This window comes from Spirosoma sp. 209 (genome assembly GCF_002006735.1).
In the GTDB taxonomy this organism is placed as follows: Bacteria; Bacteroidota; Bacteroidia; order Cytophagales; family Spirosomataceae; genus Spirosoma; species Spirosoma sordidisoli.
In genome coordinates, this window is sequence record NZ_MVEC01000001.1 from 663,607 (window position 1) to 689,429 (window position 25,823).

Genomic DNA, 25,823 nt, shown 5'->3' on the forward strand with positions numbered 1-25,823 from the left:
TTAACGACAGGTAGGTATTGGCTGACCAAGCAGGGCCGACAGCGGCTCGCCCAGCGGCCAGCCCGTTTTCCGGGCCACGATCGGGATCAGGTCTTCGGTGAACTGAACGGCGTCGGCCGGGGTCAGGTGCGACCATTCGGGGCAGCTGAAGCGGGTCAGGGCCGGGTAGTCTTCAAAATAGATGCCGGGCGTCTGGGTGTAGGCCAGCAGCCGATCCCAGTACTGCTCCCGCGGGTAGAGCTTGTTCTCAGCCGCCCGCATGATCCCATCCGACGGGGTTCGGAGAAACAGCACCTGCCCACCCCGCGCCCGAATCTGCTCAACCGACCGTTTGGTCGCGTCCAGGATAGCCTGCAGGGCCGGGCCCGTAACGGCGTTCGGTGGGCTATGGGCGCCGACATCCAGCCAGACGCCTTTTACTTTGTTCTGCAACGCCGTATCGGCCACGAAGGCCGGGGTCATGATCGACTGCCGGTCCTGGTCAACCACGAAGAACTCGCGCGGAAACTGCGGCCCACCCCAGGTGCCGGGCCGGGCGGGCAGCGGCAGCAGGTTCAGCAGCGGCCCCAGCGCCAGATTCCGGTCATCGAGAAAAAGCAGACCCGACTCGAGCAGCCGGTTGATCTGAAAGCTGGTCTGCTGCGACAGCGACCAGGTTGGGTAAGCCTTGACCCGTTTGATGGCTTCTTTCTCCGGAAAAGACCCGTCCGGGCTGAAGAACAGCATCTCCGTCACGTCGATGATCAGGGTGCCTTTGAAATTCGGGTCGTTGCCAAGGTCGGTCAGTACCGGGCGCGGAGAGGTGCCGTCCATCGACAGCTGGATGGGTTTTTCGCCGGTGATTCGAGCCCAGGAGCCCTGGTCCAGATCGAATTTGATCCGCGACGAGCCAATCAGAACGGGTCGTGTGGGGCTGCTCTCGTACACCTGTCTGCGTTTGCTGGCCCACATACTTTCGTCATCGTTATAGCCAATGGGCAGGTGCTGATTTCGCCAGTATAACTCCCAGCCGGCCACGAAAGCCAGCACGAGGCCGAGCGTCAGCCAGGCCGATTTTGTGTAATTAGGTGTGTTCATTCGGGCGCATAGACATGGTTTTCTCAACCCTCCCATCAGACCGACGGGAGGATTGAGAAAAAGAGGAAGGTAGAATAAAGTATAAAGTATGGAGAAAGAATTAGCGTCTGGTGAGGCCGTCCATCGCCACATCCTGACTGCCGTCGGCATTGGTACGGATGCTGTAGCGGGTTGGGTAATAGCCTTGCGTCTCGAATTTGGCGGGCTGCCGGATGGCTTTGTCCAGATTCGGATTCGTTTTCAGGAAATCGAGGGTTACCATCTGCTCCCAGAATGTCACCTTGCCATCGTAAGACCCAAATACGAACGTTTCGGTAAAGGGCTGGCCCTTGAACTCGGGGCTGGTAACGTCTGACCAGTGTGCACCCATGGCCGGAACCCCGCCCGGCCCCTTCACGAAGTCGACGGGCAGATAGGCCGCAGCCGGTACGTTATCGAATTTGGCGGGGGCTTTATCGTAGGTCGGAATAGCCATCACTTCGTTCATCGGCTGTATATAGAAATGGAAGTCGAAGTGCGGCACCGTATAGATGCCCGCCGGTTCGTGTCCCTGCGGATTCCAGTCGATCATCACGTGTTTGAAGGGCGTTTTTTCCGTTGCCTCGTCGGGCAGCGCCAGCATGAACGCGCTGACGGTCTGGATGGATGGCATACTTTCCAGCGCTTCTTTGGTCATGGTGAACCCGATAGAGGCCGGATTACCCTGAGCATCGCGCGAAAGCCAGGTTCTGACTTTTCCTTTTCCCATCGCTATCGAAGGCCCGTAGACCCGATCGGGCTGGCTGTCGGTGTCGCTTTTGCCGCAACCCAGCAGCAGCGTAGCGGCTGATAAATAAAGGAGAATTTGTTTCATTGACGGGTTAAAAAAAGAGCGTTTCATGGCGAACTGATTAGGTCGGCAAGTAGCGCCCGGCGGCTCCAATCCGCTAACACCCTCGTAACATCTGCTAACACCCTCGTAACAATCCATAAAAAAAGCCCGAAAAACCGGGCCTTCGACGCTATAAACGACCTGCTATCAGACCGTTGCCGCACCGGGCTTGCGGTACTGGGAGGGCAGCACGCCGTACTTTTCCTGAAATACCCGGGCAAAGTAGGACAGGTTGTCGAACCCCACGGCATACGCAACCTGGGTCACGCTCTGATCGCCCTGCCGGAGCAGCCGGGTAGCCTGGTCCAGCCGGATGTCCCGAATGAAGTTGGTGGCGGTTGAGTTTGTCAGGGCTTTGAGCTTACGATGCAGCTGCATCCGGCTCAGGTTGGCAGCTTCGGCCAGGGCTTCGACCGAGAAGTCGGTATCGTCGAGGTGCTGCATGACCAGCGCCGTCAGCCGATCGATGAACCGCTGCTCGGCCGTTAGCGGAGCCGGTACGAGCAGGCTGGCGCTGGGCGTACTCAGCCGGGTAGCGAACCACTCATACAGCCGCTGCCGCTGCCGAATCAGGTTTCGTACCCGCGTCTGGAGTTCGACCCGGTTGAAGGGCTTGGTCAGGTAGTCATCGGCCCCGCGCTCGAACCCCTCAATGCGCTTCTCAACGGTAGACCGGGCCGTCAGCATCACGACCGGAATATGACTGGTTGCTTCCTGGGTTTTCAGCGCCTGGCAAAAGCCGAAGCCGTCGAGCCGGGGCATCATCAGATCGCAGATTACCAGACTGGGTAACAGGGCCGTGGCTTTGTCGAGGCCGTCGTAGCCATCTTCCGCTTCGATGATCTGATACTGATCGTCAAACACCGAGCGGACATACGCCCGGATGTCGGCGTTGTCGTCGATGATGAGCAGACTGTCGGCCGACTCGCCCAGCGGAACAGCGGGTTCGGGCAGCACCGGCACCGCCGTGGGTTCGGGTTCGGGCAAGACTACAACGGGCTGAGCCGGTACCGGCGGACCAGCTGACGGCAGGGGGAGCCAGACGGTAAACGTGGTACCGGCCCCGTGGGTACTGGCTACGTCGATGGTACCGCCCAGCACGGCTACCAGCTCGCTGACCAGTGCCAGCCCGATGCCCGTGCCTTCGTACAGGCGGTTGGCTTTCCCGTCGGCCTGGTAAAACCGCTCGAAAATATGCGGGAGGTGATCGGGCGCAATGCCGATGCCCGTGTCGGCAACGGTAAGCTGCAGCCTGTCGGTCCGGGGCGGTTCGGGGTAGCTGACCGTCAGACACACGTCCTGCCCGGCCGGCGTGAATTTCAGGGCGTTGGCCAGCAAGTTGGTTACGATCTTCTCGATCTTGTCGGCGTCGAAATCGGCCCAGCATTCAGTAGCCGTCTGGCGAAAGCTGAACCGGATTTGCCGATCCCTGGCCAGCGCATCGAACGAGTGAGCCAGCAGCTGAAAGAAAGCCGCTATGTCGCCCCGCTCGAGTTCGGGCCTGAACTGCCCCGCTTCCAGCTTACTCAGATCGAGCAACTGGTTGATCAGGCTCAACAGGCGGTTGCTGCTTCGTTCCATCAGGGCCACCGTCTGCTGGGTTAGCGTCACCGTCGACTCCGTCTGGAAACGCCGTTTCAGATCGGTGAGCGGCCCCAGAATCAGCGTCAGGGGCGTGCGAAACTCGTGTGAGATGGTCGTAAAGAACCGGGTCTTCAGCGCGTCCAGTTCGGCCAGCCGGGTAGCCTCCTGCTGTTCGAAGCGAAGCCGCTGCTGAAGTTTCCAGCGCTGGGTCTGAAACCGGTAAAGCTGCCAGCCCAGCAGACCCGCTGCCAGCGCGTACAGGAGATAGGCCCACCAGGTTCGGTAAACCGGCGGATGAATCCGAATCCGCAACGCGACCGGCTCGCTCCAGGTCTGCCCGTCGGCCGACCCCATGACCCGAAAAGTATAGTATCCGTCGGGCAGCTGGGCGTAGTTGGCAAAGCGGGTTGTACCGGCTTCGACCCAGTCCTGATCGATTCCTTCCATCCGGTACCGGTAGCGGTTTTTGGCCGAGTTGGTAAAGTCCATGACCGAGAACTCGAGGGTAAGCAGGTTCTGGTTATGAGCGAGTTCGAGCCGGTCCGTATAGTCGATGGTCTGGGTCAGTATGGCCGCTGGGTCGGCCACGGAAACCGTTTTGTTGTTCACCCGGAGGCCGATGATGTGAATCAGGGGTCGTTTCTGCGAGGTACCGGCCACCTCAGACGCCCGAAACGCGGTGAGGCCGTTTACCCCGCCGAAGAGCAGCTCGCCTGTGGGTGACCTGACGTACGAGCTGGTGTTGAATTCATCGTCCTGCAAACCGTCGGCCTTGGTGTAGGTTTTGAACCGGAGGGTTTGCGGATCGAGCTGGGCCAGTCCCCGGTTCGTACTCATCCAGAGCATCCCGAACTCGTCGGCCAGCAGACCGTACACGACCTTGTTGGGCAGCCCCTGCTCTTCGGTGATGTGCATAAACTGCCCGGTTTGTTTATCCAGCCGCTCCAGGCCCCCTCCTTTGGTGGCTACCCACAGATAGCGGTCGGGCTGGCGCGGGTCGTTGATAACGCTCAGCACAAAATCGTTGCTCAGGCTATGCCGATCCTTTTTCGAGTTTTTATAGATTGAAAACGCGGGCTTTGTCTGGTAATGGCGGGCTTTGACCAACCCCTGCTGCGTGCCGATCCAGAGCGTGCCGGATCGATCCTCACAGAGCGAGTACGTTTCGATTTCGGCCCCGCTACGGGGTAACAGGCCCTGGTAGCTGAAGACGGTAAAGGTTTCGGTGACGGGGTTGAACCGCAGCAACTGCCCGTTGGTGCATCCAAGCCAGAGCTGGCCGTCTTTGGCTTCGATCGTCTGATTGCCGTAAAACCCGAAATCAGCCTGAGCGGGCAAGGGGTACTTTTTGATTAGCTGCCCATTGCCCGAGAACCGGATCAGTGAGGCTTCGTGGGTCTGGAAGTTGACGTTCGACGCCCAGAAATCACCCCGACGATCCTGCATCAGGTAGCGTTGTCGTTTGTCGGCGGCTGGCAGATCCGCGTTCAGAAACGGCAGCATCTGGTTCGTAGCGCGGTCCAGCCGGGCGTAGGCATAGGTATACCGCACGTAGGTACGCCCCTGCCGGTCAACGTAAAGACCGGATAGCGACGTCTTGGGCAGATACGTTTGAAAAGACTTGATGCGGGGGTTGAACTTCCGAAGCCCGTAGCCGCTGGTGCCGATCCAGATATTATCGGTTCTGTCTTTCATCAGATTGGTGACCGAATACAGGTTGGGGGGTAACTGCGCAAAGGCCGTACGGGCGCTCAGGCTGTCCTGCCCGAAGAGGGCGGCAGGCGACAGGATCCAGAGGTGATCGGTAGTGGCAACGGCCACCTGCAGCGAATCGATGGGCCGCAGCTTCACACTGAAGTAATCCTTCCCCGGCAACCAGATCGTTTTGCGCTGCCCCCGGTACCACCCAACAATCCGGTCGCTGTAGGTCACGAACCGGAACTGGTGGGCCGGGTCTTCGTACATCGAGTGCATATCGACAGACGCCGGGTCAAACGCCGGTAGTTTGGTTGCACCGGCCGGGCGCTGCCAGTTGATGGCGTAGATCGCATCCGATGTGCAGACAAAGGCCTCTCCGTTCGGGTGAAAACTGACGTAGTTGGTGTTGTTCTCGGTGTTGATGTCGGCCCGGTCCAGCGCAACGGGGCTGATACTGACCTGGCTGGTGACGTTAGGCCGGTCGGGGTAGTGCGCCTGAAGCGGGGCCGGTAAGCTGACCTTGAATACCTTATTTTTATCGGTCCCGACCCAGATGTTGCCAGCGGGATCTTCGGTCAGTAAACAGATTTCGTAGTTGCCCGCGTCGGGAGCCGCCTGATCGCTGATGTCGATATGGTAAAACCGCTGGGTCCGATCGTCGAAGAGGTTGAGCCCTTTGTTGACAGTACCCACCCAGAGCCGCTGGTGCCGGTCGATAAGCAGAGTCGAGCAGCTGTTGTCCGAAAGCGTAAAGTCGTTGTAGGGGTCGTGGGTAAAAACTGTAAAATTATGGCCGTCGTACCGGTTGAGGCCGTCTTTGGTGGCAATCCAGATGAACCCCTTCCGGTCCTGCTTGAGGTCAAAGATCATACCCTGCGACAGACCGTCGGATATAGTCAGTTCCTGCCAGCCTTTCGGCTGGCCAAAACTCAGCAAAGGAAGACAAACCAGTAGGTATAAGAAGCGCATTTTGAGCCGTTTAGCTGCCCAAAATACGTAAATCAGCAGTGACTAGATCTGGCTATTCCTAATTATTTCCATATGATTACTTCTGGAAACGCTGACGCCCTTTCGCCACCATCAACGTATAGACTCGACCGGTTTGACCCGTTCTGGCCAGGCTGCCTCAGTCGACCAGGCTGAACAGGTGGTTCCAGCGGATTTTATGCCAGACGTCGGCCGGAACGGGATCGATCGACAGCCAGACCAGTACGGCTTTTCCGATAACGTGGTCGTCGGGTACGAAGCCCCAGAAGCGGGAATCTTCGGAATTATGCCGATGGTCGCCCATCATGAAGTAATAATCCTGCCGAAAGGTATACGACGTTATGGCGCGCCCGTCGATGGTTACCGTCGCTGGAGTTAGCCGCACATCAGTCTGGCCTTCGTAGCGCTCGATGACGGGGCCGTAGACCGCAATGGTCTGCTCGTTGATGGGTACGGTCATACCTTTCTTAGGTACCGTAAGCGGGCCGAAGTTATCCAGGTTCCAGGGAAACACAGACGAGCCGTAGATACCAGGCTGTGCCCGACCCGGCTGTTCCAGCATCGGTTCGACGCTGCTTATCCAGCTAAAGGTTTTAAACTGATTGATGATGGTTTCGCTGGCGTGAACCCGATACCCTACCAGCACCGGTCTCTTTGTCGCTTCGTCAACGGCTTCCAGCGGCTGCCAGTTAATAAACGGCCCCTCCGCGGAGTTGAAATCGTTGACGATGCCATATTTCCGGAAGAAGCGCTCGTCGAGCACTTCGGTCGTTTTCATAAAATAGCTTTGCTGCGCCTTCACCGGAACGGCCAGGGGGCTGTTGTTCACCAACACCTGCCCCGCCCGGATAGCCACGACATCGCCCGGGAGTGCCATGCATCGCTTGATAAAATTGGTTTTCAGATCGCTGGGGTAGCCAGCCTCATCGGCCCGGGGCGCGGGGTAGTTGAAGACCACCACATCGCCCCTTTTTACGTGCGAAAAGCCCGGCAGCCGGAACGAAGGCAGTTGAATCGCGGTACTGAAAGCCGGCAGGTCGGTACCCCAGATTTTCTGGTGGGTAAGTGGTATCTGCAACGGCGTTTTAGGTGTGCGGGCTCCGTAGTGCAGTTTGCTCACAAACAGATAATCGCCCACGAACAGGCTTTGCTCCATGGATGGCGTCGGAATGGCATACGCTTCGAAGGTCAGGAATCGGATCAGCGTAGCGGCCACCACGGCAAACAGGATCGAATCGGCCCATTCGCGGAGCGCAGATTTGGGTGAGCTGGCCGGTTTTCCAGCCTTTGTTTTCTTTGTAAACATGATACGATTACCGTCTCCGGGTGAATGACCACTGCCAACTCACTGTGAATTAGCGATTAAAAGGTACTGTAAACCTCAACCGTTATCCCTGCCTTTTACACAGACGGCTTTTTTGCCAGTTTAAATCACTCTGGATTAACGTGAACTCCGGCAAAAGCCAAGCCCTGTCTGTGCCTAAACAGTGCAGCGTGGGTGGCATCATCCGTTGTCAAGATCATCCCTGGCCCGTCAGGGCCTACACAGCGCAGCGTCGGTAGCCCCGTCGGGTACCCAGATCATCCCTGGCCCGTCAGGGCCTACACAGCGCAGCGTCGGTAGCCCCGTCGGGTACCCAGATCATCCCTGGCCCGTCAGGGCCTACACAGCGCAGCGTCGGTAGCCCCGTCGGGTACCCAGATCATCCCTGGCCCGTCAGGGCCCAAACAGCGTAGCGTCGGTAAGAATCGACAGGCGCCCATCAATCCCTGGCCCGTCAGGGCCATCACAGCGTAGCGTCGGTAGAAAACATCCCTCCAGGTGGGAACCAGGTGCCGTCAGGTACCTAACCTGTTATGTCCCTGACGGTATATGGCTTTTATCGGGGTCCGCTCCCATGATGCTACCCACGCTGCGCTGTGATGTACCTGACGGCACATTGTGTTTGCTGACCCCGCTTCGCTACCGACGCTGCGCTGTTTGGGCCCTAACGGGCCAGGGATGATCTTGACAACGGATGATGCCACCGACGACGCTACGCTGCTCTTACCCTGACGGGTCAGGGGCGATCCTGAACGATGCTACCAATGCGCTGGCCCGTTAGGGCCTTAACAGCGCAGCATCGGTAGAGAAAGGAACAAAAAAAGCGGGCTCTTTCGCTGAAAGAGCCCGCTTGTATGATGTGCTTACGCTGCTTATCCCTGAACGTTGTCGGAGGTCAGCTTGGCACCCAGATATTCCCGGTTCATGCGGGCGATATGGTCGAGCGAAATCGACTTGGGGCACTCGACCGAGCAGGCGCCGGTAAAGGAGCAGGCGCCGAAACCTTCGGCATCCATCTGAGCCACCATCCGCTCGGCCCGCTGCTGGCTCTCGGCCTTACCCTGCGGCAGAATAGCCAGCTGGGATACCTTAGCCGATACGAACAGCATTGCCGATGCGTTCTTGCAGGCCGCTACGCAGGCGCCACAGCCAATGCAGGCAGCGGCATCCATAGCCTCATCGGCCACCGTACGCGGAATCAGGATTTCGTTCGCGTCACGCGCCGAGCCCGTGTTCACCGATACGTAACCACCGGCCTGAATAACCCGGTCAAACGCCGACCGGTCAACGACCAGGTCTTTGATAACCGGGAAGGCCCGCGCCCGCCATGGCTCGACCACAATAGTGTCGCCGTCGTTGAACGAACGCATGTGCAGCTGGCAGGTCGTGGCTCCCGTCTGCGGCCCGTGGGCGCGGCCGTTGATATACATCGAGCAGGAACCACAGATACCTTCGCGGCAGTCGTGGTCAAAGGCAACGATTTCTTCGCCCTTTTTGGTCAGCTCGCCATTCAGCACGTCGAACATTTCCAGGAACGACATATCCGGCGAGATGTTATCGAGTTGGTACTCGACCAGCTTGCCCGGGGTATTATTATTTTTCTGTCTCCAGACTTTTAAGTTGATCTTCATTGTTTGATGGGTTTTACGCGGTCCCCCGCCGGGATTTTCGGTTTGTGGTTTTCGATGGGTCTTTACCCGGATTAGGGATGACCGGAAAACGAAAACCGAAAACCCATCATTTATTTATAGCTACGCTGCGTCAGCTTCACGTTTTCGAACTCCAGTATTTCTTTATGGAGCGTTTCGGGCTGGTTCTCGCCCTGGTATTCCCAGGCCGCTACGTAGGCAAAGTTAGCGTCGTCGCGCAGGGCCTCGCCGTCTTCGGTCTGGTGCTCCTCGCGGAAGTGGCCACCGCAGGACTCTTCCCGGTTCAGCGCATCGTCGACCATCAACGCACCCAGCTCGATGAAATCGGCCACACGACCGGCTCCTTCGAGCGACTGGTTCATTTCTTCGTTTTCGCCCATGATCCGCACGTTACTCCAGAACTCGGCCTTCAGATCCTGAATCATCTTCTTGGCTTTTTTCAGTCCCTCGGCGTTGCGCGACATACCGCAGTAATCCCACATGATCAGACCCAGCTGCCGGTGGAATTCGTCGACGGGCTTTGTTCCCTTGATCGACAGCAGGCGCTGAATCTGGTCCGTTACGCGTTGTTCCGCTTCTTTGAACGCAGGCGCATCGACGGGCAGTTTGTCGGCCGGGCCGATGGTCGCCAGGTAGTCACCTACCGTATACGGAATAACGAAGTACCCGTCGGCCAGGCCCTGCATCAGCGCCGAAGCCCCAAGGCGGTTGGCGCCGTGGTCCGAGAAGTTGGCTTCACCGAGCGCGTACAGGCCCGGAATACTCGTCATCAGGTTGTAATCGACCCACAGGCCACCCATCGTATAGTGAACAGCCGGGTAAATCATCATCGGCGTCTCGTACGGGTTGTCGTCAACAATCTTTTCGTACATCTCGAACAGGTTGCCGTACTTCGCTTCGATGGTTTTACGACCGTCGCGCTTGATGGCATCGGCAAAATCGAGATAAACCGCCAGACCTGTTTTACTGACTCCGCGACCTTCGTCGCAGACGTACTTGGCGTTCCGGGAGGCTACGTCGCGCGGAACGAGGTTACCGAACGATGGGTAGCGCCGTTCCAGGAAGTAATCCCGGTCTTCTTCCTTAAGGTCGGTTGGTTTGAGCTGACCTTTCCGGATTTTTTCGGCGTCTTCCTTGGTTTTGGGCACCCATACGCGCCCGTCGTTCCGGAGCGACTCCGACATCAGCGTCAGCTTCGACTGGTAATCACCTTTTACCGGAATACAGGTCGGGTGAATCTGGGTGAAGCAGGGGTTGGCAAACAGAGCCCCGTGTTTGTGAGCCCGCCAGGCCGCCGTCACGTTGGAGTTCATGGCGTTGGTCGAGAGGTAGAACACGTTGCCGTAGCCACCCGTACACAGCAGCACCGCATGGGCCGAGTGCGATTCTATCTTGCCCGTAATCAGGTTACGGGTTACGATGCCGCGGGCTTTACCGCCTTCCACTACGATGTCGAGCAGTTCGGTACGGGTCAGCATTTTCACCTTACCGGTAGTCACCTGCCGACTCAGTGCCGAGTAAGCGCCCAGCAGCAGCTGCTGCCCGGTCTGGCCCCGGGCGTAGAACGTCCGCGACACCTGAGCGCCCCCGAACGAACGGTTGGCCAGCAGACCGCCGTACTCCCGCGCAAACGGAACGCCCTGCGCTACGCACTGGTCAATGATATTAACACTCACCTCGGCCAGGCGATACACGTTGCCTTCGCGGGCACGGTAGTCACCTCCTTTGATGGTGTCGTAGAACAGCCGGAAGACCGAGTCACCGTCGTTCTGATAATTTTTAGCTGCGTTGATACCACCCTGGGCGGCAATGGAGTGCGCCCGACGGGCACTATCATGGAACGTAAGGGCTTTCACATTATAGCCCAGTTCCGCCAGCGAGGCTGCGGCCGACGCACCGGCCAGCCCCGTACCAACGACAATGATATCGTACTTCCGCTTGTTCGCCGGGTTTACCAGCTTCAAGCCGAACTTATGCCGGGCCCACTTCTCGGCTAACGGCCCCTCGGGAATCTTTGAATCCAGCTTCATAGTCAGTTGTGATTAGGCGGTTGATTGATTGAGTCATTGCCGGGACAAGCCAGCTACGCACTTCATCGCTCAACCATTGATTCACTCATTTTATAATATCCCGTGAACTTGCAAAAACACGTAAATCGGCATGGCCGCAAAAGCCGCCGGAATGATGAAGGCAAAGAAATACCGGCCTACCGTTTCGATGATAGGCGTGTACTTCGGGTGCCGAACCCCCAGCGTCTGAAACCCACTCTGGAAACCATGGGCCAGGTGATAGCCCACCGCAACCATCGACAGTACGTACAACAGCACGTACCACCACTCCGCAAACGCTACTTTCACAACGGCGTACAGATCTTTGTACTGCTTGCCGTCATACTCGGCCATCGGAACCGAGCCAAAGTGCATCTCGTACCAGAACGTGCGCATGTGAATGATAATGAATACCAGCAGTACCGTACCCAGAATACCCATGTTGCGCGATGCCCAGGGGCTGTTGGCCTCTGGTTTACTGTAGGCGTACTTAACCGGCCGCGATGCTGAGTTATGCCGCGTCAGCACGAGCGCCATCAGGGCATGAACCAGAATGGAGGTGTAGAGCAGATACGAGACCGTAATGATGAGCGGATTGTGCGTCATGAAGTAGGTGTACTCGTTAAACGCCCGACCGCCATCGGCCTTGAACAGCTGGAGATTACCAGCCATGTGTACAATGAGGAAAGTACTCAGAAACAGCCCCGTCAATGACATGATGACCTTGCGGCCGAGGGAGCTGGATAGTGTTTGTGTTACCCAAGCCATACGGTGAACGACACGAAAGAAGTAGTTGTAAACAAGTGAAAAATAGCCAGTTTCAATGGCGCATCAAAACTATATCACAAACGCGACGCAAACAAGATTTGTGCCCTGCAGACGCTGGTTTATGTCTAATTTATTGCCTATAAAAATTACACAAACAACGTGCGTCCCTAACCGGATGTCCAAAGTTTTTGTTTGCCGACCGAACCCCTTTACTTTGCTCCGACAAATGGCTTGGTGCCGTTTTATTCTTCTATGAAAGCATATGTTTTTCCCGGCCAGGGGTCGCAGTTCCGCGGCATGGGCCATGACCTTTATCAACAGTCAGAAGCGGCCCGCTCCCTTTTTGACCAGGCCAACCAGATCCTCGGCTACGATCTGACCCGGATCATGTTTGAAGGAACCGACGAGGACCTTAAACAAACAATTTATACGCAGCCCGCCGTTTTTCTGCATGGCGTCGTGCTGGCGCTCACCACCGACTCGTTTTCTCCCGATATGGTAGCGGGGCATTCACTCGGCGAACTGTCGGCATTGACGGCGGCTGGTGTGCTGTCGTTCGAGGATGGGCTCCGGCTGGCATCGATCCGGGCAGCGGCCATGCAACGCGCCTGCGAGATTACGCCGTCGACCATGGCAGCGGTGCTCGGACTGGCCGACGATGTAATTGAGCGGATCTGCGCCGAAGTAACGGAAGAGATTGTGGTGCCGGCCAATTATAACTGCCCCGGCCAGGTCGTGATCTCGGGGAGTATGGCGGGGATCGAGCTGGCGGGTGAGCGGCTCAAGGCAGCCGGAGCCCGGCGGGTGTTACCATTGGCCGTAGGAGGTGCGTTCCACTCGCCTTTTATGGAACCCGCCCGCGACGAGTTTGCCCAGGCCGTTACCAATATGACATTTGCCCAGCCGCGCTGTCCGGTCTATCAGAACGTAGACGCCCGCCCGGCTACCGATCCGGCGCAGATCAAAGCCAACCTGATTGCCCAGCTCACCTCGCCCGTTCGGTGGACCCAGTCCGTTGAACAGATGGTAACCGACGGCGCTACCGAATTTATCGAGAGCGGCCCGGGTAAAGTCCTGCAGGGTTTGGTCAAAAAAATAAGTCCGGCCGTAACAATCGACGGTTTATCGGTAGCCTGACCGACTGATTATCAGCACGGACAGGCTCAGTACCCTGTTTGAGTCTCTTTTTTTTGAAAAATGGTTTTGCATTTACGCATAGAAATACGTTATCTTTGCACTCGCAAATGCAAAACAGCCCGATAGTATAAGGGTAGTACGACAGATTTTGGTTCTGTTTGTGGAGGTTCGAATCCTTCTCGGGCTACTTACCGAAAGCCGCTTGATCTTCAGGCGGCTTTCGTGTTTTATACCCATTTTATAGGTCATTGATAGGCTATAAATCTGCTTAGTAATTTTTTACCATTATATTTTGTTTTTTTTTGTTGTCTGTTTAAAAAATACTTTCCTTTGCTTATTATCAATTAAAAGTTACATCGAAGAGATTTTCTTTCTATATCCGTCTCTTGGTTGTACAATCATTCGGCCCTTTGATTATACCGTAAAGGCCGTTTTGGACACCCGGAGCCAGCGTAAAGCGAGAGAATTAATGGCGTTAATTTGGTGTTTTAAGTGTATTGTAGTGACCCTTGTAGGGAATTCTAGTCAAATAAGTGTAACTACTTGCTTGAATTATCATGAATGCAATTCTTATGGAGAAAGAAGAAAAGGTAAGGAGAAACCGAGCCAAAACCACCCAGCGCATCGTTGAAGCACTGGAAGAGGTTATTGCTGAGCGGGGTCTTGAAGGGGTTGGCGTAAACCGGGTAGCTGAAAAAGCCAACGTCAGCAAGGTCTTGATTTACCGGTACTTTGGCGGCATGGAAGGCCTGCTCGAATACTACGTGAAAATGGGAAAGCTGTTTCCAGTTTTCAATCCGGCAGTATTGGATCAGATTCGGCCGCTGCACGACTCAGATGTTGCCCGTATCTGGTACAGACAGGTAATCCAGACGTATCGCTATTTCAGAACCTTCAAAGCAGCCCGCGAAGTACTGAAAGCGACCGTTATTGAAAATGATTCCATTGCTGAAACAGCCGCCAGAGCGCAGGACGAAGAAATGACCCGGCTTGTGAGCCAGCTCTCTTTCGTAAAAGGCGCTGATACCCAGGCGATTTCAGCCGTTATTCTGGGAGCGATGACGTATCTGACGATCATGGCGCAGAACGACCGGACCATGATCAGCATCGATCTGCGGAGCGAAGAAGGCTGGAAGCGGATCGAAAACGCCGTTAAAGCCATCTACATCGCCCTGAACAAAATGGCTATTCAGTCGAAAGACGTTGAACTCGAATTACAATCGGCCCATCTGCCGACTGCCCAATGGTAAGATCAGGAGTCAAGCTATCAGTAACCAATTAGTAGTGCACGAAGACAGCCTCTGAATACACTACTAATTGCTGACTGATAACATGAATTGCATCCTGTACGCGCTTACTGAGCCTGTACCGTTTTAGCCTGCGGCCCTACCCCTTTAATAGTCAATGACTTCCACTTCTTCGGCAGTTTTGTTTTCAGCTGCGTAATACCACTATCCGTAATTTCGATTCCTCCGAATCCATTCAGAACCGCCTGTAACATTCCTCCGGCCCCCGTTGCAAAATACGGGTTTGTGCCACCAGCGGTTTCAGCCAGCACCCCAAACGGTGGTACCTCATTGGGTTTGTAACTCTTTACAAACCAGTCATAGGCCTTGTCCGTATTGCCCAGCCGCGCGTTCAGCGTGGCCAGCACCGACCAGCCCATGGCAGGCCCCTCCGGCGAATAGCGCGGTTCGTAATAGGTCAGGTCTTTGCGGATCAGGGCCGGATCGGTTATGACCGTGAGCGGATAAGCCAGCAGGTTTACATCGGCCTGTTTAATCGTGACCCCGTCGTAGGTGCGGTTTTCTTTGGTCGTGCCGTCCGGGAATTTCAGGATCGGGATGTTGTCGGCTACGGTTTTCCAGTCGGGATTGGGCGTTATTCCCAACTCCTGAGCGGCCTGGCTGGCGTATTGCAGGGATGTTTTGGCCATTCCGTTCGTGAAGGCGTTATCATCGATGTTTTCCTGCCATTCGTTGGCGCCGATTACGTTGTTGATGTGGTAGTTGCCCGGCCCTTCGCGCTCGACCCGGCTCGCCCAGAAATCAGCTACTTCTTTCAGCATCGGGTAGCCACGGGTACGCAGCCACTCCTTGTCTTTCGTAACCTGATAATATTTCCAGAAAGCCCAGCCCACGCAGCCGGTGATATGGTGCTGAAACGGCCCCGTCAGGGCCCAGACGGGCGTAGCTTCCTGCCCGTCGGCGTCTGACTCCCACGGAAACATTACCCCGGCATAGCCGTGGCTGAAGGCGTTCTGTTTGGCCATCTGCATGCGTTCGAACCGGTATTCGAGCAGGGAACGGGCCATTTCGGGTTTCAGCGTCAGCAGGGGCGGGTACATCCACAGCTCCGTATCCCAGAACACGTGTCCGTTATAACCCAGCCCCGACAGGCCCATAGGCGAGAGACTGTAGGCCTGCCCTTCGCGCGCAAACGAATACAGATGGTACAGCGCCGACCGTACGGCCCGCTGCGCATCCGGATCGCCCTCGATGACAATATCGCTCCGCCACAGTTTGGCCCATTCGGCATTATGGCGCATCAGCAGCCGTTCGGTCCGTTCCAGCGCGGCAAAGATGGTCAGCCGTTCGGCTTCGTTATGCGGATCGGCGGTATGGGCCGTCGACGATACCGAACCAACAATGCTGAAGCGGTAGGTTTCGCCCGCTTTGAGCCGTTTTTTGAACTTGGCCAGGTGCATGTTGTAGTCCCAGTCTTCGTGAATGACATCCGGCTCCTGCCCGTGGGGCTCTTCGAAAATGAAGCTGTTGCTGGCTGCTACGGTATGCCGGCCCGACGGACTCTTGGCAACGGACGTCAGCAGGCGGATGGTCACGTGCGACCGGTCGATCTCGGCGTAGAAATTCTTGACTTCTTTCAGGTTCTCGGGCGTTTCGATCACGCTCATCGGGCTGATTTCGCAGTCTTTGCGGGCCGTAATCTCGACCATCGTCAGGGCCGAATACGGCAGATGCCGCAGGGCCATGACCGTTTGCCGAACGCCAACCTTGTCTTTGTAGTCGAAGGTGGTGGTCAGGGCCGCTTTCTGCATGTCGAGCGTTTGCCGGTAATTGGCAATATCTTTTGGCCCGAGCCGCGAGCCGTCGACGTCGAGATTCATGTTGACGAAGTTGAATACCTTCAGGATGTTGGACACCCGGCCGCGTCCGTAGGTATCGAACGCCCCGTTCAGCACCACATCTTTCACTTTCATCGGCTCCGGCGACGAGACCAGCCCGATCATACCGTTGGCTACGGTAATGCCGTAGTAGTTGGCGGGATTGATGTTCTGACCAACAATCTGCCAGTCCGGGCTGGCCGACTGACCCAATACGTCAGGCGACTGATACCCAATCAGGAGAGCCAGCCCAACGCCATACATTAGTTTACGCATATTCATCACTAGTTGAAATATGGACTAAAAATAATGCTATTTGCGGGCATGTTCACATCCAGGTCAGTAGTTTTTCCGGCTGCCGGGTTATTCGGGGTTATAGGTCAGCTGCAACACCAGCGCCTGCTGACCGTCGCGGTTGATCCGTTGCCAGCCCAGGGCTACCGGGAAATGTTTTCCCAGGTATACTTCCACCCCCAGTACCAATTGGCCCAAGTCGTGGCCACCCGAAATCCAGTCGCCCAGCAGGTGAAATTTCTGGTAGAAAATACCGGCGTCGAAGCCCGCCTGAAACCCCGCCCGGGGGCCGTCGCCCAGGTAGCGCGCGTTGGCGGTATAACCCCCAAACGACCAGTTGTAATGTTCATCGTGTAATGATCCGGCCACGTGCCCATAGAGGTAGCCAACCCACTGCGCCGGTCGGTCGGGCGTCAGGTTGAAGCCGGTCTGCGCCCCAATGGCCAGCTCCAGCTGATCGGTAATGTCGAAGGCTTTCTGCGTATTCAGCAGCAACAGCGGGCTGTAAGCCTGCCCGGTGGTCGAGTCGTTTCGCATGAACCGATGCGCCGACGGTTTGTAATCGAGGTTATAGAGATTGGCGCCGACTTCCCACTCGCGTCCGAGCCCGAAGGAGACAGTCGTGCCCGACCGGATCGACTCGGCAATGGTAAACTGCTGCTGGACAGACAGCTCGTGCTTCTCGACAATGTCGGACGACGGCACGTTGAAATACGTCTGCTGGGCCAGGACTGGTAGCGGGAGCGACAACAGTACCAGCAGTAAACCGGGTACATTCTTTATTTTCATAACGTCATGTATGTGAAAGGTCCTCTGCCTAAACCACGGCAGAGGACCTTTCGCTTGAACAGACCCGTAAATTGGTAGCTACCGGCCCGCTACGGTCGACTTTCGGGTATGCAACTTCTGCAGCACCCACTGCCCTACTTTCTCGCCCTGCACCTGCCCGTTATCCAGCGCGGCCCGGTAGTGGATACCGCCGTAGAGTCGGCTGATGGAGGCTTCGTTGGCTGCGTCGCGGAACGACTTGAACGACCGAACGCCGTGACCATATTTAAATTCTGTCGAATCAACGAACGCAATGCTGTCGCCAATGAGCGCAGTCATCACCGTAGCGGCTGCCGTCGAGATGACGCTGTGCCCGCTGGAGTACTCCGGAAACGGGGGCGTTTGCAGAAAAGGCGTCCATTTGGGATCCATGTATTTGTTGATCACCGTTTCGGGGCGAACCATGTTGGAGCGGTATTTCTCGTCCCAGCAGGAGATAAACCCGTCGGTCAGCGCAAACGATGTCAGCGCATACATCTCTACCGTCCGCATCAGGTTCAGCTTCTGCTGTCGGGCTACGGTTTGGCCGATGGCCAGCCAGTGGCCACCGGGAGTCATCTTCTTGGAGGCATAGGATACGTGACCAGCCACATTCATGACGAAGGCGTTATCGTCCCAGAAGTAGGCGATATCCTGCTTCTGCTTGTCCATGCTCTTGCCGATCGTATACACCTCCTGCAGCTCTTTGTCGTAGGGGCTGCCTTTAGTCAGGTTATAGGCGGGCGGGCGGGGCGGCATAAACTGATTGCAGGTATCCATAGCCCAGCAGCGGAGCTTGTTCCACTGGGGTTCGGCGGCATCCATGTAGGCCGGGGGCGTAGGTACCCAGGTGCCATCCTGATTGGTTACGGTATGTTTGAACCCACGGGTCTGCTTGTAATTATCCTTGGCCGCATAGTCCAGCACGTGTTTGGCAACGGCTTCGCCATAGGCCATCGAGCGCTCGTAGACCTCGTCAGGCACCCCCGCCTTTTTGTACTGCTCGTAGAAAGACGGTTCAAACTCATCGTAGAACTCGACCGAAAACGTCAGAGCGCGGGCCACCGTCATGAAAGCGCGGGCACTGGCCAGCGGAAAGCAATAGTCCTGACCGGGCGTGGGCGCAGGGCCGGCTTCGTAGCGTTTCAGTTTACCGCCCAGCGACTGATACTGCGCATCGAACGGCACGAGCGCTTCGTAGCCCGCCAGGTTCGCGTAGGCATAGATCCGGCTGGCAACCGGGGGCGAGAATATATCGTGGATAATAACCTGCGTCAGCTTGTTGAGCGCGGTATTGTAATACTCCGGATTGGCCGCTTTGGCGTTATATTCAGCAGGCGTTGCTGGCTTCTGGCAGCCGACGAATCCGACCAGCAACAGCGCCATCAGGAGACCTGATCGTAGCAATGTGTTCATTAGACAAAAGATAGGTTAGTCAAGCAATTTCAGTAGTTACGATTCGATTAGCACTTACAAAATTACGGGAAAATACCAGAGAAAAAGAAGACAAACACCCGAAATACGTATAGAGCCGACCGAACCAATCAGGCTGACAGTCACGAAAGAACATAATCTAGGTTTTTCATCGCACCGTCCGATGCCCGAACGGTCTTTCCCGGGGGGCTCACCCGTCTACCGTCCATATTCGGGCCAAAATCCCCGCAGGCTGGCCCCGTTGCGGCCAACTACCAGCAGCGGCCCCCGGGCTGTGCGTACGGGTTGGATGTCCCGAATTTCGCCGTCGAGCAGGAACCCACTTTCTACGGGCGACAGACTGCTGAAATGGCCCCTGCCATCGTTACGCAACACTAGCCCGCTACTGGCGTCGTAGCGACCCTGGTACATACTGGCGCCGAAAAAGTTACCGCCCCCCAGCAGATCGAGGTCACCGTCGCCGTCGATATCGAGAGGTAACAGCGCGAATAGTTTCGACACCTGCGCCTGCATCGGCAGGTCCCGCACGACGAAGCGGCCGTTCTGATTTTCGAGATAAACCGAAGCAAACTGATTAACGGTAAACGCATCCGTACCGCTCAGCTCGCTGTCGGTCAGTACGTCGGCCAGGGGTTTGCCGGCAAACGATGCGTAGTTGGTGAAGCGCTTGTTGATGATACCCGGCATCTGCTTGCCCAGCTCGTCTTTGAAAGCCAGCGGATACCAGGTCGCCCCCCGGTTGTAGGCTATGATCTGCTCGGTGGTCTGGTTGTTGTCGAGGTCGCCGACCCGGAGTTTCAGCGCCGAGTCAGGTGTCTTGCGCAGCTTCGTATTCGTACCCAGGTTAGCCGCTACCAGGTCCAGATCACCGTCGCGGTCGAAGTCGGCGGCTACGATGCGCTGGTAGAATCCGTTAAGGGGCGTGTCGCTGGCCGTAATCGTTTTCAGCTCATCGAACCGCCCATTCTGGTTGGCAAAGATGCGCACCGGCATCCAGTCGCCGACCAGGATCAGGTCCGCATCCCGGTCGTTGTCGTAATCAGCCCAGACGGCATCGGTAACCATACCGACCCGGCGCAGGCCCGCGGCCCGTTTGTCGGTCTCGTCGGTAAACTGGCCCCTGCCATTGTTGATGAGCAGATACGACCGGGGCGATTTCCCGTAGGCGTACCCAACAACCCGGCCACCCACGAACAGATCGAGGTCGCCATCACCGTCGACGTCAGCGGGCTTTACGCAGCTTTTGTTATCGTACATGGGCGGCAGAGCCTGCGCGGCCCGGCTGAAACGGCCTTTGCCATCGTTCAGATAGAGCCGATCGAGGAGCGGCAAGTCCTGCCCGGAAAATTCGTTACCGGCCGAAACGACGTACAGGTCGAGGTCTTTATCCCCGTCGGCATCGAAGAAAACAGCATCGACATCTTCGTAGGCGGCATCGGCGGCAAAAGCGGCCTGACTCATAGCCGCGAACCGGCCCGAGGGCTGCTGCACCAGTAACTGACCGGCCTGGTTACGAGCCCCACCGGCATAGATATCGTCCAGCCCGTCGCCGTTCACGTCGCCCACCGCCAGCCGCGGCCCTTCGGTCGACAGTTTGAAGGGCATCAGCGACTCCCGCACGAAGTCGTAGTACTGCTTATTCTCCTGATGCACGAACGGCAGCGCCATTGTGTCGGCAACGGGGGTAAACAGGCGCGGGTCGGCGGGGGTGGTGTAGCGGTAGCCGGCAGCATCGAGCCGGGCGTCGGTCTGGCGGAGGGTGAGCGTCTGGCCAGTGGGTACGTTTGTCCGGACTTCCATCTGCTGGTTAGGCCAGATCACGATCAGCGAGTCGATCCGGCGACGGTTGCCCAGCCCAAACAACAATTCGGGTGCTACCGCCGACTCGAATCCCCGCGTAGGCATCAGCTGCTGTACCTGCAATGAATCCCGCTGCGTGGCTCCACCGTATTTCAGGACCACTTTTGCGCCGACGCCAAAGGTGTTGGGGGCCTTGCCCTTCAGCCGAACGGTCAGGTGCTGCCGCTCCGGAAAGAGCCGGTCGGTCTCGTTACGATACAAACTGGCCGGGGCGTCGATGTTGTTCGTGATCAGGTCAAGGTCGCCGTCATTGTCGAGGTCGGCATAGGCGGCTCCGCACGAGACGGTAGGCTGGTCGAAGCCCCAGCTCAGCGACTTATCCTCGAGCCGGCCGCTGGCCTGCCCCCGGTACAGGTAGTTATGCACTTTGCCTTCGGGCATTCGTTCGATGGCGCCGGTGTTGCCAGCACCCGCCTGGGTATAAGGCCCCGACTCGTCGGAGATGTATTTAACATAGTCGAGATCGTTGGGCCGACGCACAATGCCGTTGGCAATGAACAGATCTTTCAACCCGTCGTTGTCGTAATCGGCCAGCAGGGGCGACCAGCTCCAGTCGGTAGCGGCTACGCCCGCCAGCAGCCCCACATCCATGAACCGTTTACCCGACTGACTGATCTGCAAACAATTGCGGCTGTACTGATCCATGTAGCCGTAGGTCAGCTTATACCGGTAGATATCGAGCGGATCTTCGCCCAGCGACGACTTCTCGACGGTTTCGTCGGCGGGGTACATATCGAGCGTGATCAGGTCGGGGTAGCCGTCGTTGTTGACATCGGCCGCATCGTTTCCCATCGAAAACCGGCTCGTATGGCCAAACGCCTGCCGAACGCTTTCGGTAAAACCACCCCGCTGGTTATTCACATAATAATAATCGTCTTCGTGGAAATCGTTCGAGACGTAGATATCCTCCCAGCCGTCGTTGTTCAGATCGGCCACCGAAACGCCCAGCCCGTAGCCCATTTCGGCCCCGAAAATACCGGCCTGCTCCGACACGTCAACGAAATAAGGCGATGCAGGCGTCTGCCCCGACGACGGTTTTGGGCCCTCGTTGCGGAACAGGTAATCGCCCGCTTCGCGGTTGCGGATAGTTCGGATCGAGACACGGTCGTAGCTGCGGGAGGTGTGTACGGCGTGGTTGAGCAGGAAGCAGTCCAGGTCGCCATCGTGGTCGAAGTCGAAGAAAGCGGCCTGGGTTGAGAAGCCCGCAAAGGCCAGCCCGTACTCGGCGGCCCGCTCGGTAAAGGTGCCGTTTTTGTTGTTGATATACAGCTCGTTCGTACCACGCAGCCCCCTGAACCGGCTCACCGCGCAGACGTAAATATCGAGCCAGCCATCACCGTTCACATCGGCCATGGTTACGCCCGTTTGCCAGTCGGCCCGACCCGCCAGCCCGGCCTGTTCGGTAGCGTCGGCAAAAGTGAAGTTACCTTTGTTCAGGTAGAGCTTGTTGGGGCCCTGGTTCGAGACGAAATACAGGTCGGTCAGGCCGTCGTTGTTGAGGTCGCCAGCCGCTACGCCCCCGCCGTTGTAGAAATACAGGTAATCGAGGATAGACAGGCTGTCGGTGTTGCGCAGCTGGTTGGTAAAGGTCACCCCCGTCTGGCTGGCCTCCTGCGCCCGAAACAGAGGCTCTTCGGCCGGTTCGGACGAACAACCGATCAGGGCCATCAGCCACCCGATCCCCGCCAGCCAGCCAAGACTCCTCATGGTTTCGGCCGGTTTTGGACCGCAAACACCTGCGCCCGGTCGTTATTCTTGGCCAGCACGATATAGGATTGCCCGTTGGCGCCCCGGGCGGTCTGCATCCGGCGCACCTGCCCCCGTACGAAGAAACCCGTCTGTGTCGGCTTCGCTGCGCGGAAGTTCAGCTTGCCGTCGCCGGTCAGCAGCAGGCCGTAATTGGCGTCGTACCGGCCTATCTCGGGCAACACGTCGAAAAAGTTACCGGCCAGCAGGATGTCCAGCTTGCCGTCGCCGTTGTAGTCGCCGGTCTGGATGGCCTGAACGAGCGAGGTCTGCGCATCGATGGGGAGCGGCTTCAGGGTAAACTGGCCCTTGCCGTCGTTGATCAGGATCGAGGTCTCGGCGGTATGTACTGTCTGTACGGTCATGCCTTCGCGCTGCTGGCTCGAAAAAATATCCTCGAACCCGGCTTTGGCGTAGTCGGTATGCTTGATATATTTCGTTTTGATGGACGGGATGCGCTTCTGCAGATCGGGTTTGAGCACCATCAGGCACTCGCGGCTCTGTCCGTCCAGGCCCTTGCGGTAGCAGGTCATCACCTGTTCATAGGCCCCGTTCCGGTCGAAGTCGTTGCCGTAGAGATGCGCAGGCTCGTCGGCCGAAGCGACCATGCGGCTGTTGAGACCCAGGTTGCCGACCACGAAATCGAGGTCGCCATCGCCGTCGAGGTCGGCGGGCCGGATGGCGTTCCACCAGCCGCCCGATTTATCCAGCGTTTCGGATGTCATCCGTTCAAACCCTTTACCGGCCTTGTTTTTCAGAATGGTGATCGGCATCCAGTCGCCGACCAGCACCAGATCGGGATAGCTGTCACCGTCGACATCGGCCCAGACGGCGTCCTTCACCATGCCGATCTCGTTCGCAAACGGCATCAGCTCGTTGGTTGCGTTCCGGAACGCGCTGCCGCCCTTGCCCGCCGACCGGTCGTTGATCAGCAGCAGCTGGTTCGGATGCTGGCCGTAGCGCCCCGACACCATCCGACTGCCGACGAACAGATCCTGGTCGCCGTCGCGGTCGAAATCGGCCGCCACGACGCAGGAGTTGTTATCGCTGCTGCGGGGCATGGTCCGATCCCAGCTGAACCGGCCCTTGCCGTCGTTGATGAACAGCCGATCCTGCAGGTAAGTCGGATCTTCGAACTCGTTACCGCCGGTGGCCACGTACAGGTCGAGGTCTTTATCCCCATCGGCATCGAAGAACGTGGCGGCAATGTCTTCGGTGTAGATGGCATCGAGCAGGAACGGTTGTTTTTCGGGCGCAAACCCGGCGCCGTTGGGTTGCTGGAGGTAGAGCGACCGGGGCATGTTGGCGGCCCCACCCAGAAACACATCGTCGAGCCCGTCGCCGTTTACGTCGCCTACCGCCAGCGCCGGACCTTCGCGCGAGAGCAGCTGCTTCATCAGCCCATCGCGGTTGTAGTCGACAAAGTCGTTTTCGCGGTGCACGTAGTCCAGCTTCATGGGGGTCGTCACGTCGGCAAACAGGGTCGTCATACCGGCCGGTACTGTAGCGGGTCCGCTGATGGTGGCGACCTGGTCGGCGTTTTTATGCGCCAGCGTCAGGGTCGTGTTGGCCGTCGGTCGGCTGATCCGCTGCTTTTTATCGTCGGGCCAGATGACCGTTACCGAATCAATGACGGGGTTGCTGCCCAGGCCAAACACCATTGTCAGGTCTACCGACGACTCGAAGCCCCGGTTCGGCATCTGTTGCAGATACTGTACGTTACCCTGCTGATGCACGTATACTTTAGCCCCGATGGCGTTGAGGTTTTTGCCGTAGCCGTTCAGCCGCACCCGCAGAAAGTTACGTTTGTGCAGTTCTACCGACCGGTTCTTATAGATCGACACCGGCGCGTTGTTGTTGTTGACAACCAGGTCCAGATCGCCGTCGCCGTCGAGATCGCCATAGGCGGCCCCGTTCGAAAAATCGGGTTTACCCAGGCCCCAGTCGGCGGCTTTGTTTTCGTACTGCATACCATTGCCTTTGTTGCGGAAGGCGTAGTTGGGCAGCGGGGTAGAAGGCATCCGGTCAACGTATTCTTTGTAGTCGAACTTTTTGGTGCCTTCGATCATGGTCTGCAACTCCGGGTTGTCGGCCAGGAAAGCGATAAAATCCTGATCGGTCAGGTCTTTCAGAATCCCGTTCGCGACGAAAATATCCTTCAGACCGTCCATGTCCATATCGAACAGCAGCGCCCCCCAGCTCCAGTCGGTAGCGCTGGCCCCCGCCATCCGGCCCACTTCCGAAAACGTGTTGTTGCCGTTGTTGAGGTGCAGCATGTTGCGCGGGTCCTGGTGGTAAAAATCGCGCGACTCTTTCAGCTGGGTCAGTTCGTAGCTGTCGAACGAGGCCGTGGTTTTGAGCCGGTAATCGTCGTCGGGCATCATGTCCGTTACGAAGATATCGAGCGTGCCGTCGTTGTTGACATCGGCAATATCGGCACCCATGGAGGTGGTGCTGATATGCCCCATCTGGTTCTTGATATCTTCCCTGAAGGTGCCGTCGCGCTGGTTGATGTACAGGTAGTCGCGCTCGTAGAAGTCGTTGGAGACGTAGATGTCGGGCCAGTTGTCGTTGTTGACGTCGCCGACGGTAATGCCCAGCCCGAACCCGATCAGACTCCCGTAGATGCCCGCCTGTTCGCTCACGTCGACGAAGAGGGGGCCAACAGTAGGTGTAGCACCAGCTTTCGCCCCCCCCGCAGCGCGCTCTACCGACAGGTTGCGGAAGAGTTTGTCGCCCCCGAGCCGATCGCGGATGTCGCGCGTGTTGGCGAAGGCTAGCCGGTCCATGGGCGTAAAGCTGTTGTTGAGCAGATACATATCCAGGTCACCGTCGCGGTCGTAGTCGAAGAAGGCCGCGTGGGTCGAGAAGCCCCCGTCGACGAGGCCGTAGTCAGCTGCCTGCTCCACAAACGCGGGCATGGGTAGCCCGCCCTTACCGGCCGGCTGAACGCCCTGGTTGATGTAAAGCTGGTTACCCCGCGCGTCGCGGCTGCCGGAATTGCAGACGTAGATATCCATCAGGCCGTCGCCGTTCACATCGGCAAAGGTGACGCCGGTCGACCAGAATTTTTTTCCGGTGATCCCGACCTTCTCCGTCACGTCTTCGAACGTCATACCGCCTTTGTTGAGGTAGAGCTTATTGGCTTCGAAGTTCGACGTCAGAAACAGGTCGGGCAGGCCGTCGTTGTTGACGTCGCCGATGGCTACGCCCCCGCCGTTGTAGAAATTCCGGTAGCGAAAAATATTAAAGTCTTTGCGATCGAGGCTGCGGTTCACGAAGTCGACGCCCGTTTGAGTGGCGGGCAGCGTTTCGAACAGCGGCTCGTCCTGGCTACCGCAAGACCATAGCGAAATGAGTATGGCGGCCATCAGGCCAGATTTGATCGTCATTGTCTTATACAGATACGGCTTTA

Annotated in this window: 14 protein-coding genes and 1 tRNA gene; 3 read left to right on the forward strand and 12 right to left on the reverse strand. The window is 57.4% G+C overall.

What is annotated here, in order from left to right; translation table 11 throughout:
• The 7 genes from B1C80_RS02865 to B1C80_RS02895 form a co-directional block, all read right to left on the reverse strand.
• On the reverse strand, nt 1-1,077 hold the full coding sequence (locus tag B1C80_RS02865) for a hypothetical protein (protein ID WP_077919524.1): 1,077 nt from the start codon (nt 1,075-1,077) through the stop codon (nt 1-3).
• A gap of 100 nt (nt 1,078-1,177) precedes the next feature.
• Nucleotides 1,178-1,930 carry a DUF5602 domain-containing protein gene (locus tag B1C80_RS02870; RefSeq protein ID WP_077919525.1) on the reverse strand — a complete coding sequence of 251 codons (753 nt, stop codon included), beginning with the start codon at nt 1,928-1,930 and terminating at the stop codon, nt 1,178-1,180.
• Nucleotides 1,931-2,095: 165 nt separating this feature from the next.
• Nucleotides 2,096-6,199 (reverse strand): ATP-binding protein, encoded by a 4,104-nt coding sequence (locus B1C80_RS02875; RefSeq protein ID WP_077919526.1) that lies wholly within the window; start codon nt 6,197-6,199, stop codon nt 2,096-2,098.
• Between the two features lie 157 nt (nt 6,200-6,356).
• Complete coding sequence (lepB, locus tag B1C80_RS02880) at nt 6,357-7,523, reverse strand: signal peptidase I (RefSeq protein ID WP_077919527.1); 1,167 nt, start codon at nt 7,521-7,523, stop codon at nt 6,357-6,359.
• 890 nt (nt 7,524-8,413) lie between these two features.
• On the reverse strand, nt 8,414-9,172 hold the full coding sequence (locus B1C80_RS02885; protein WP_077919528.1) for a succinate dehydrogenase/fumarate reductase iron-sulfur subunit: 759 nt from the start codon (nt 9,170-9,172) through the stop codon (nt 8,414-8,416).
• A 110-nt stretch (nt 9,173-9,282) separates the two neighbouring features.
• Nucleotides 9,283-11,220: a fumarate reductase/succinate dehydrogenase flavoprotein subunit gene (locus tag B1C80_RS02890; protein WP_077919529.1), complete on the reverse strand. Its 1,938-nt coding sequence runs from the start codon at nt 11,218-11,220 to the stop codon at nt 9,283-9,285.
• Between the two features lie 90 nt (nt 11,221-11,310).
• Nucleotides 11,311-12,006 carry a succinate dehydrogenase cytochrome b subunit gene (locus B1C80_RS02895; RefSeq protein ID WP_077919530.1) on the reverse strand — a complete coding sequence of 232 codons (696 nt, stop codon included), beginning with the start codon at nt 12,004-12,006 and terminating at the stop codon, nt 11,311-11,313.
• Between the two features lie 252 nt (nt 12,007-12,258).
• Here B1C80_RS02895 and fabD point away from each other — a divergent pair, with 252 nt between their 5' ends.
• The 3 genes from fabD to B1C80_RS02910 all read left to right on the forward strand — a co-directional run bounded on the left by fabD (nt 12,259) and on the right by B1C80_RS02910 (nt 14,393).
• Complete coding sequence (gene fabD, locus B1C80_RS02900) at nt 12,259-13,143, forward strand: ACP S-malonyltransferase (protein WP_077919531.1); 885 nt, start codon at nt 12,259-12,261, stop codon at nt 13,141-13,143.
• A gap of 116 nt (nt 13,144-13,259) precedes the next feature.
• Nucleotides 13,260-13,330 (forward strand) — tRNA-Gln (locus B1C80_RS02905).
• Between the two features lie 370 nt (nt 13,331-13,700).
• Entirely contained in the window at nt 13,701-14,393 is a 693-nt protein-coding gene (locus B1C80_RS02910) for a TetR/AcrR family transcriptional regulator (protein WP_077919532.1), read from the forward strand.
• A gap of 104 nt (nt 14,394-14,497) precedes the next feature.
• Here the strand turns inward: B1C80_RS02910 and B1C80_RS02915 are convergent, their stop codons facing one another.
• From B1C80_RS02915 to B1C80_RS02935, 5 genes are all read right to left on the reverse strand, one after another.
• Nucleotides 14,498-16,531, reverse strand: a complete 2,034-nt coding sequence (locus B1C80_RS02915) for a glycoside hydrolase family 65 protein (RefSeq protein ID WP_369822678.1) — start codon at nt 16,529-16,531, stop codon at nt 14,498-14,500.
• A gap of 99 nt (nt 16,532-16,630) precedes the next feature.
• Nucleotides 16,631-17,350: a hypothetical protein gene (locus B1C80_RS02920; protein ID WP_236648573.1), complete on the reverse strand. Its 720-nt coding sequence runs from the start codon at nt 17,348-17,350 to the stop codon at nt 16,631-16,633.
• Nucleotides 17,351-17,428: 78 nt separating this feature from the next.
• Nucleotides 17,429-18,784, reverse strand: coding sequence for a vanadium-dependent haloperoxidase (locus tag B1C80_RS02925; protein ID WP_077919534.1), 1,356 nt, complete (start codon nt 18,782-18,784; stop codon nt 17,429-17,431).
• A 216-nt stretch (nt 18,785-19,000) separates the two neighbouring features.
• Nucleotides 19,001-22,369: a VCBS repeat-containing protein gene (locus B1C80_RS02930; protein ID WP_077919535.1), complete on the reverse strand. Its 3,369-nt coding sequence runs from the start codon at nt 22,367-22,369 to the stop codon at nt 19,001-19,003.
• On the reverse strand, nt 22,366-25,800 hold the full coding sequence (locus B1C80_RS02935; RefSeq protein WP_077919625.1) for a VCBS repeat-containing protein: 3,435 nt from the start codon (nt 25,798-25,800) through the stop codon (nt 22,366-22,368). Before B1C80_RS02935 ends, B1C80_RS02930 begins: the two co-directional genes overlap by 4 nt.
• Nucleotides 25,801-25,823: the final 23 nt, after the last annotated feature.

Excerpts from the sequence above, each read along its gene's own strand:
- B1C80_RS02865 (WP_077919524.1), bottom strand. The coding sequence starts at position 1,077 with ATGAACACACCTAATTACACAAAATCGGCCTGGCTGACGCTCGGCCTC.
- B1C80_RS02870 (WP_077919525.1), bottom strand. The coding sequence starts at position 1,930 with ATGAAACAAATTCTCCTTTATTTATCAGCCGCTACGCTGCTGCTGGGT.
- B1C80_RS02875 (WP_077919526.1), bottom strand. The coding sequence starts at position 6,199 with ATGCGCTTCTTATACCTACTGGTTTGTCTTCCTTTGCTGAGTTTTGGC.
- lepB (WP_077919527.1), bottom strand. The coding sequence starts at position 7,523 with ATGTTTACAAAGAAAACAAAGGCTGGAAAACCGGCCAGCTCACCCAAA.
- B1C80_RS02885 (WP_077919528.1), bottom strand. The coding sequence starts at position 9,172 with ATGAAGATCAACTTAAAAGTCTGGAGACAGAAAAATAATAATACCCCG.
- B1C80_RS02890 (WP_077919529.1), bottom strand. The coding sequence starts at position 11,220 with ATGAAGCTGGATTCAAAGATTCCCGAGGGGCCGTTAGCCGAGAAGTGG.
- B1C80_RS02895 (WP_077919530.1), bottom strand. The coding sequence starts at position 12,006 with ATGGCTTGGGTAACACAAACACTATCCAGCTCCCTCGGCCGCAAGGTC.
- fabD (WP_077919531.1), top strand. The coding sequence starts at position 12,259 with ATGAAAGCATATGTTTTTCCCGGCCAGGGGTCGCAGTTCCGCGGCATG.
- B1C80_RS02910 (WP_077919532.1), top strand. The coding sequence starts at position 13,701 with ATGAATGCAATTCTTATGGAGAAAGAAGAAAAGGTAAGGAGAAACCGA.
- B1C80_RS02915 (WP_369822678.1), bottom strand. The coding sequence starts at position 16,531 with ATGTATGGCGTTGGGCTGGCTCTCCTGATTGGGTATCAGTCGCCTGAC.
- B1C80_RS02920 (WP_236648573.1), bottom strand. The coding sequence starts at position 17,350 with ATGAAAATAAAGAATGTACCCGGTTTACTGCTGGTACTGTTGTCGCTC.
- B1C80_RS02925 (WP_077919534.1), bottom strand. The coding sequence starts at position 18,784 with ATGAACACATTGCTACGATCAGGTCTCCTGATGGCGCTGTTGCTGGTC.
- B1C80_RS02930 (WP_077919535.1), bottom strand. The coding sequence starts at position 22,369 with ATGAGGAGTCTTGGCTGGCTGGCGGGGATCGGGTGGCTGATGGCCCTG.
- B1C80_RS02935 (WP_077919625.1), bottom strand. The coding sequence starts at position 25,800 with ATGACGATCAAATCTGGCCTGATGGCCGCCATACTCATTTCGCTATGG.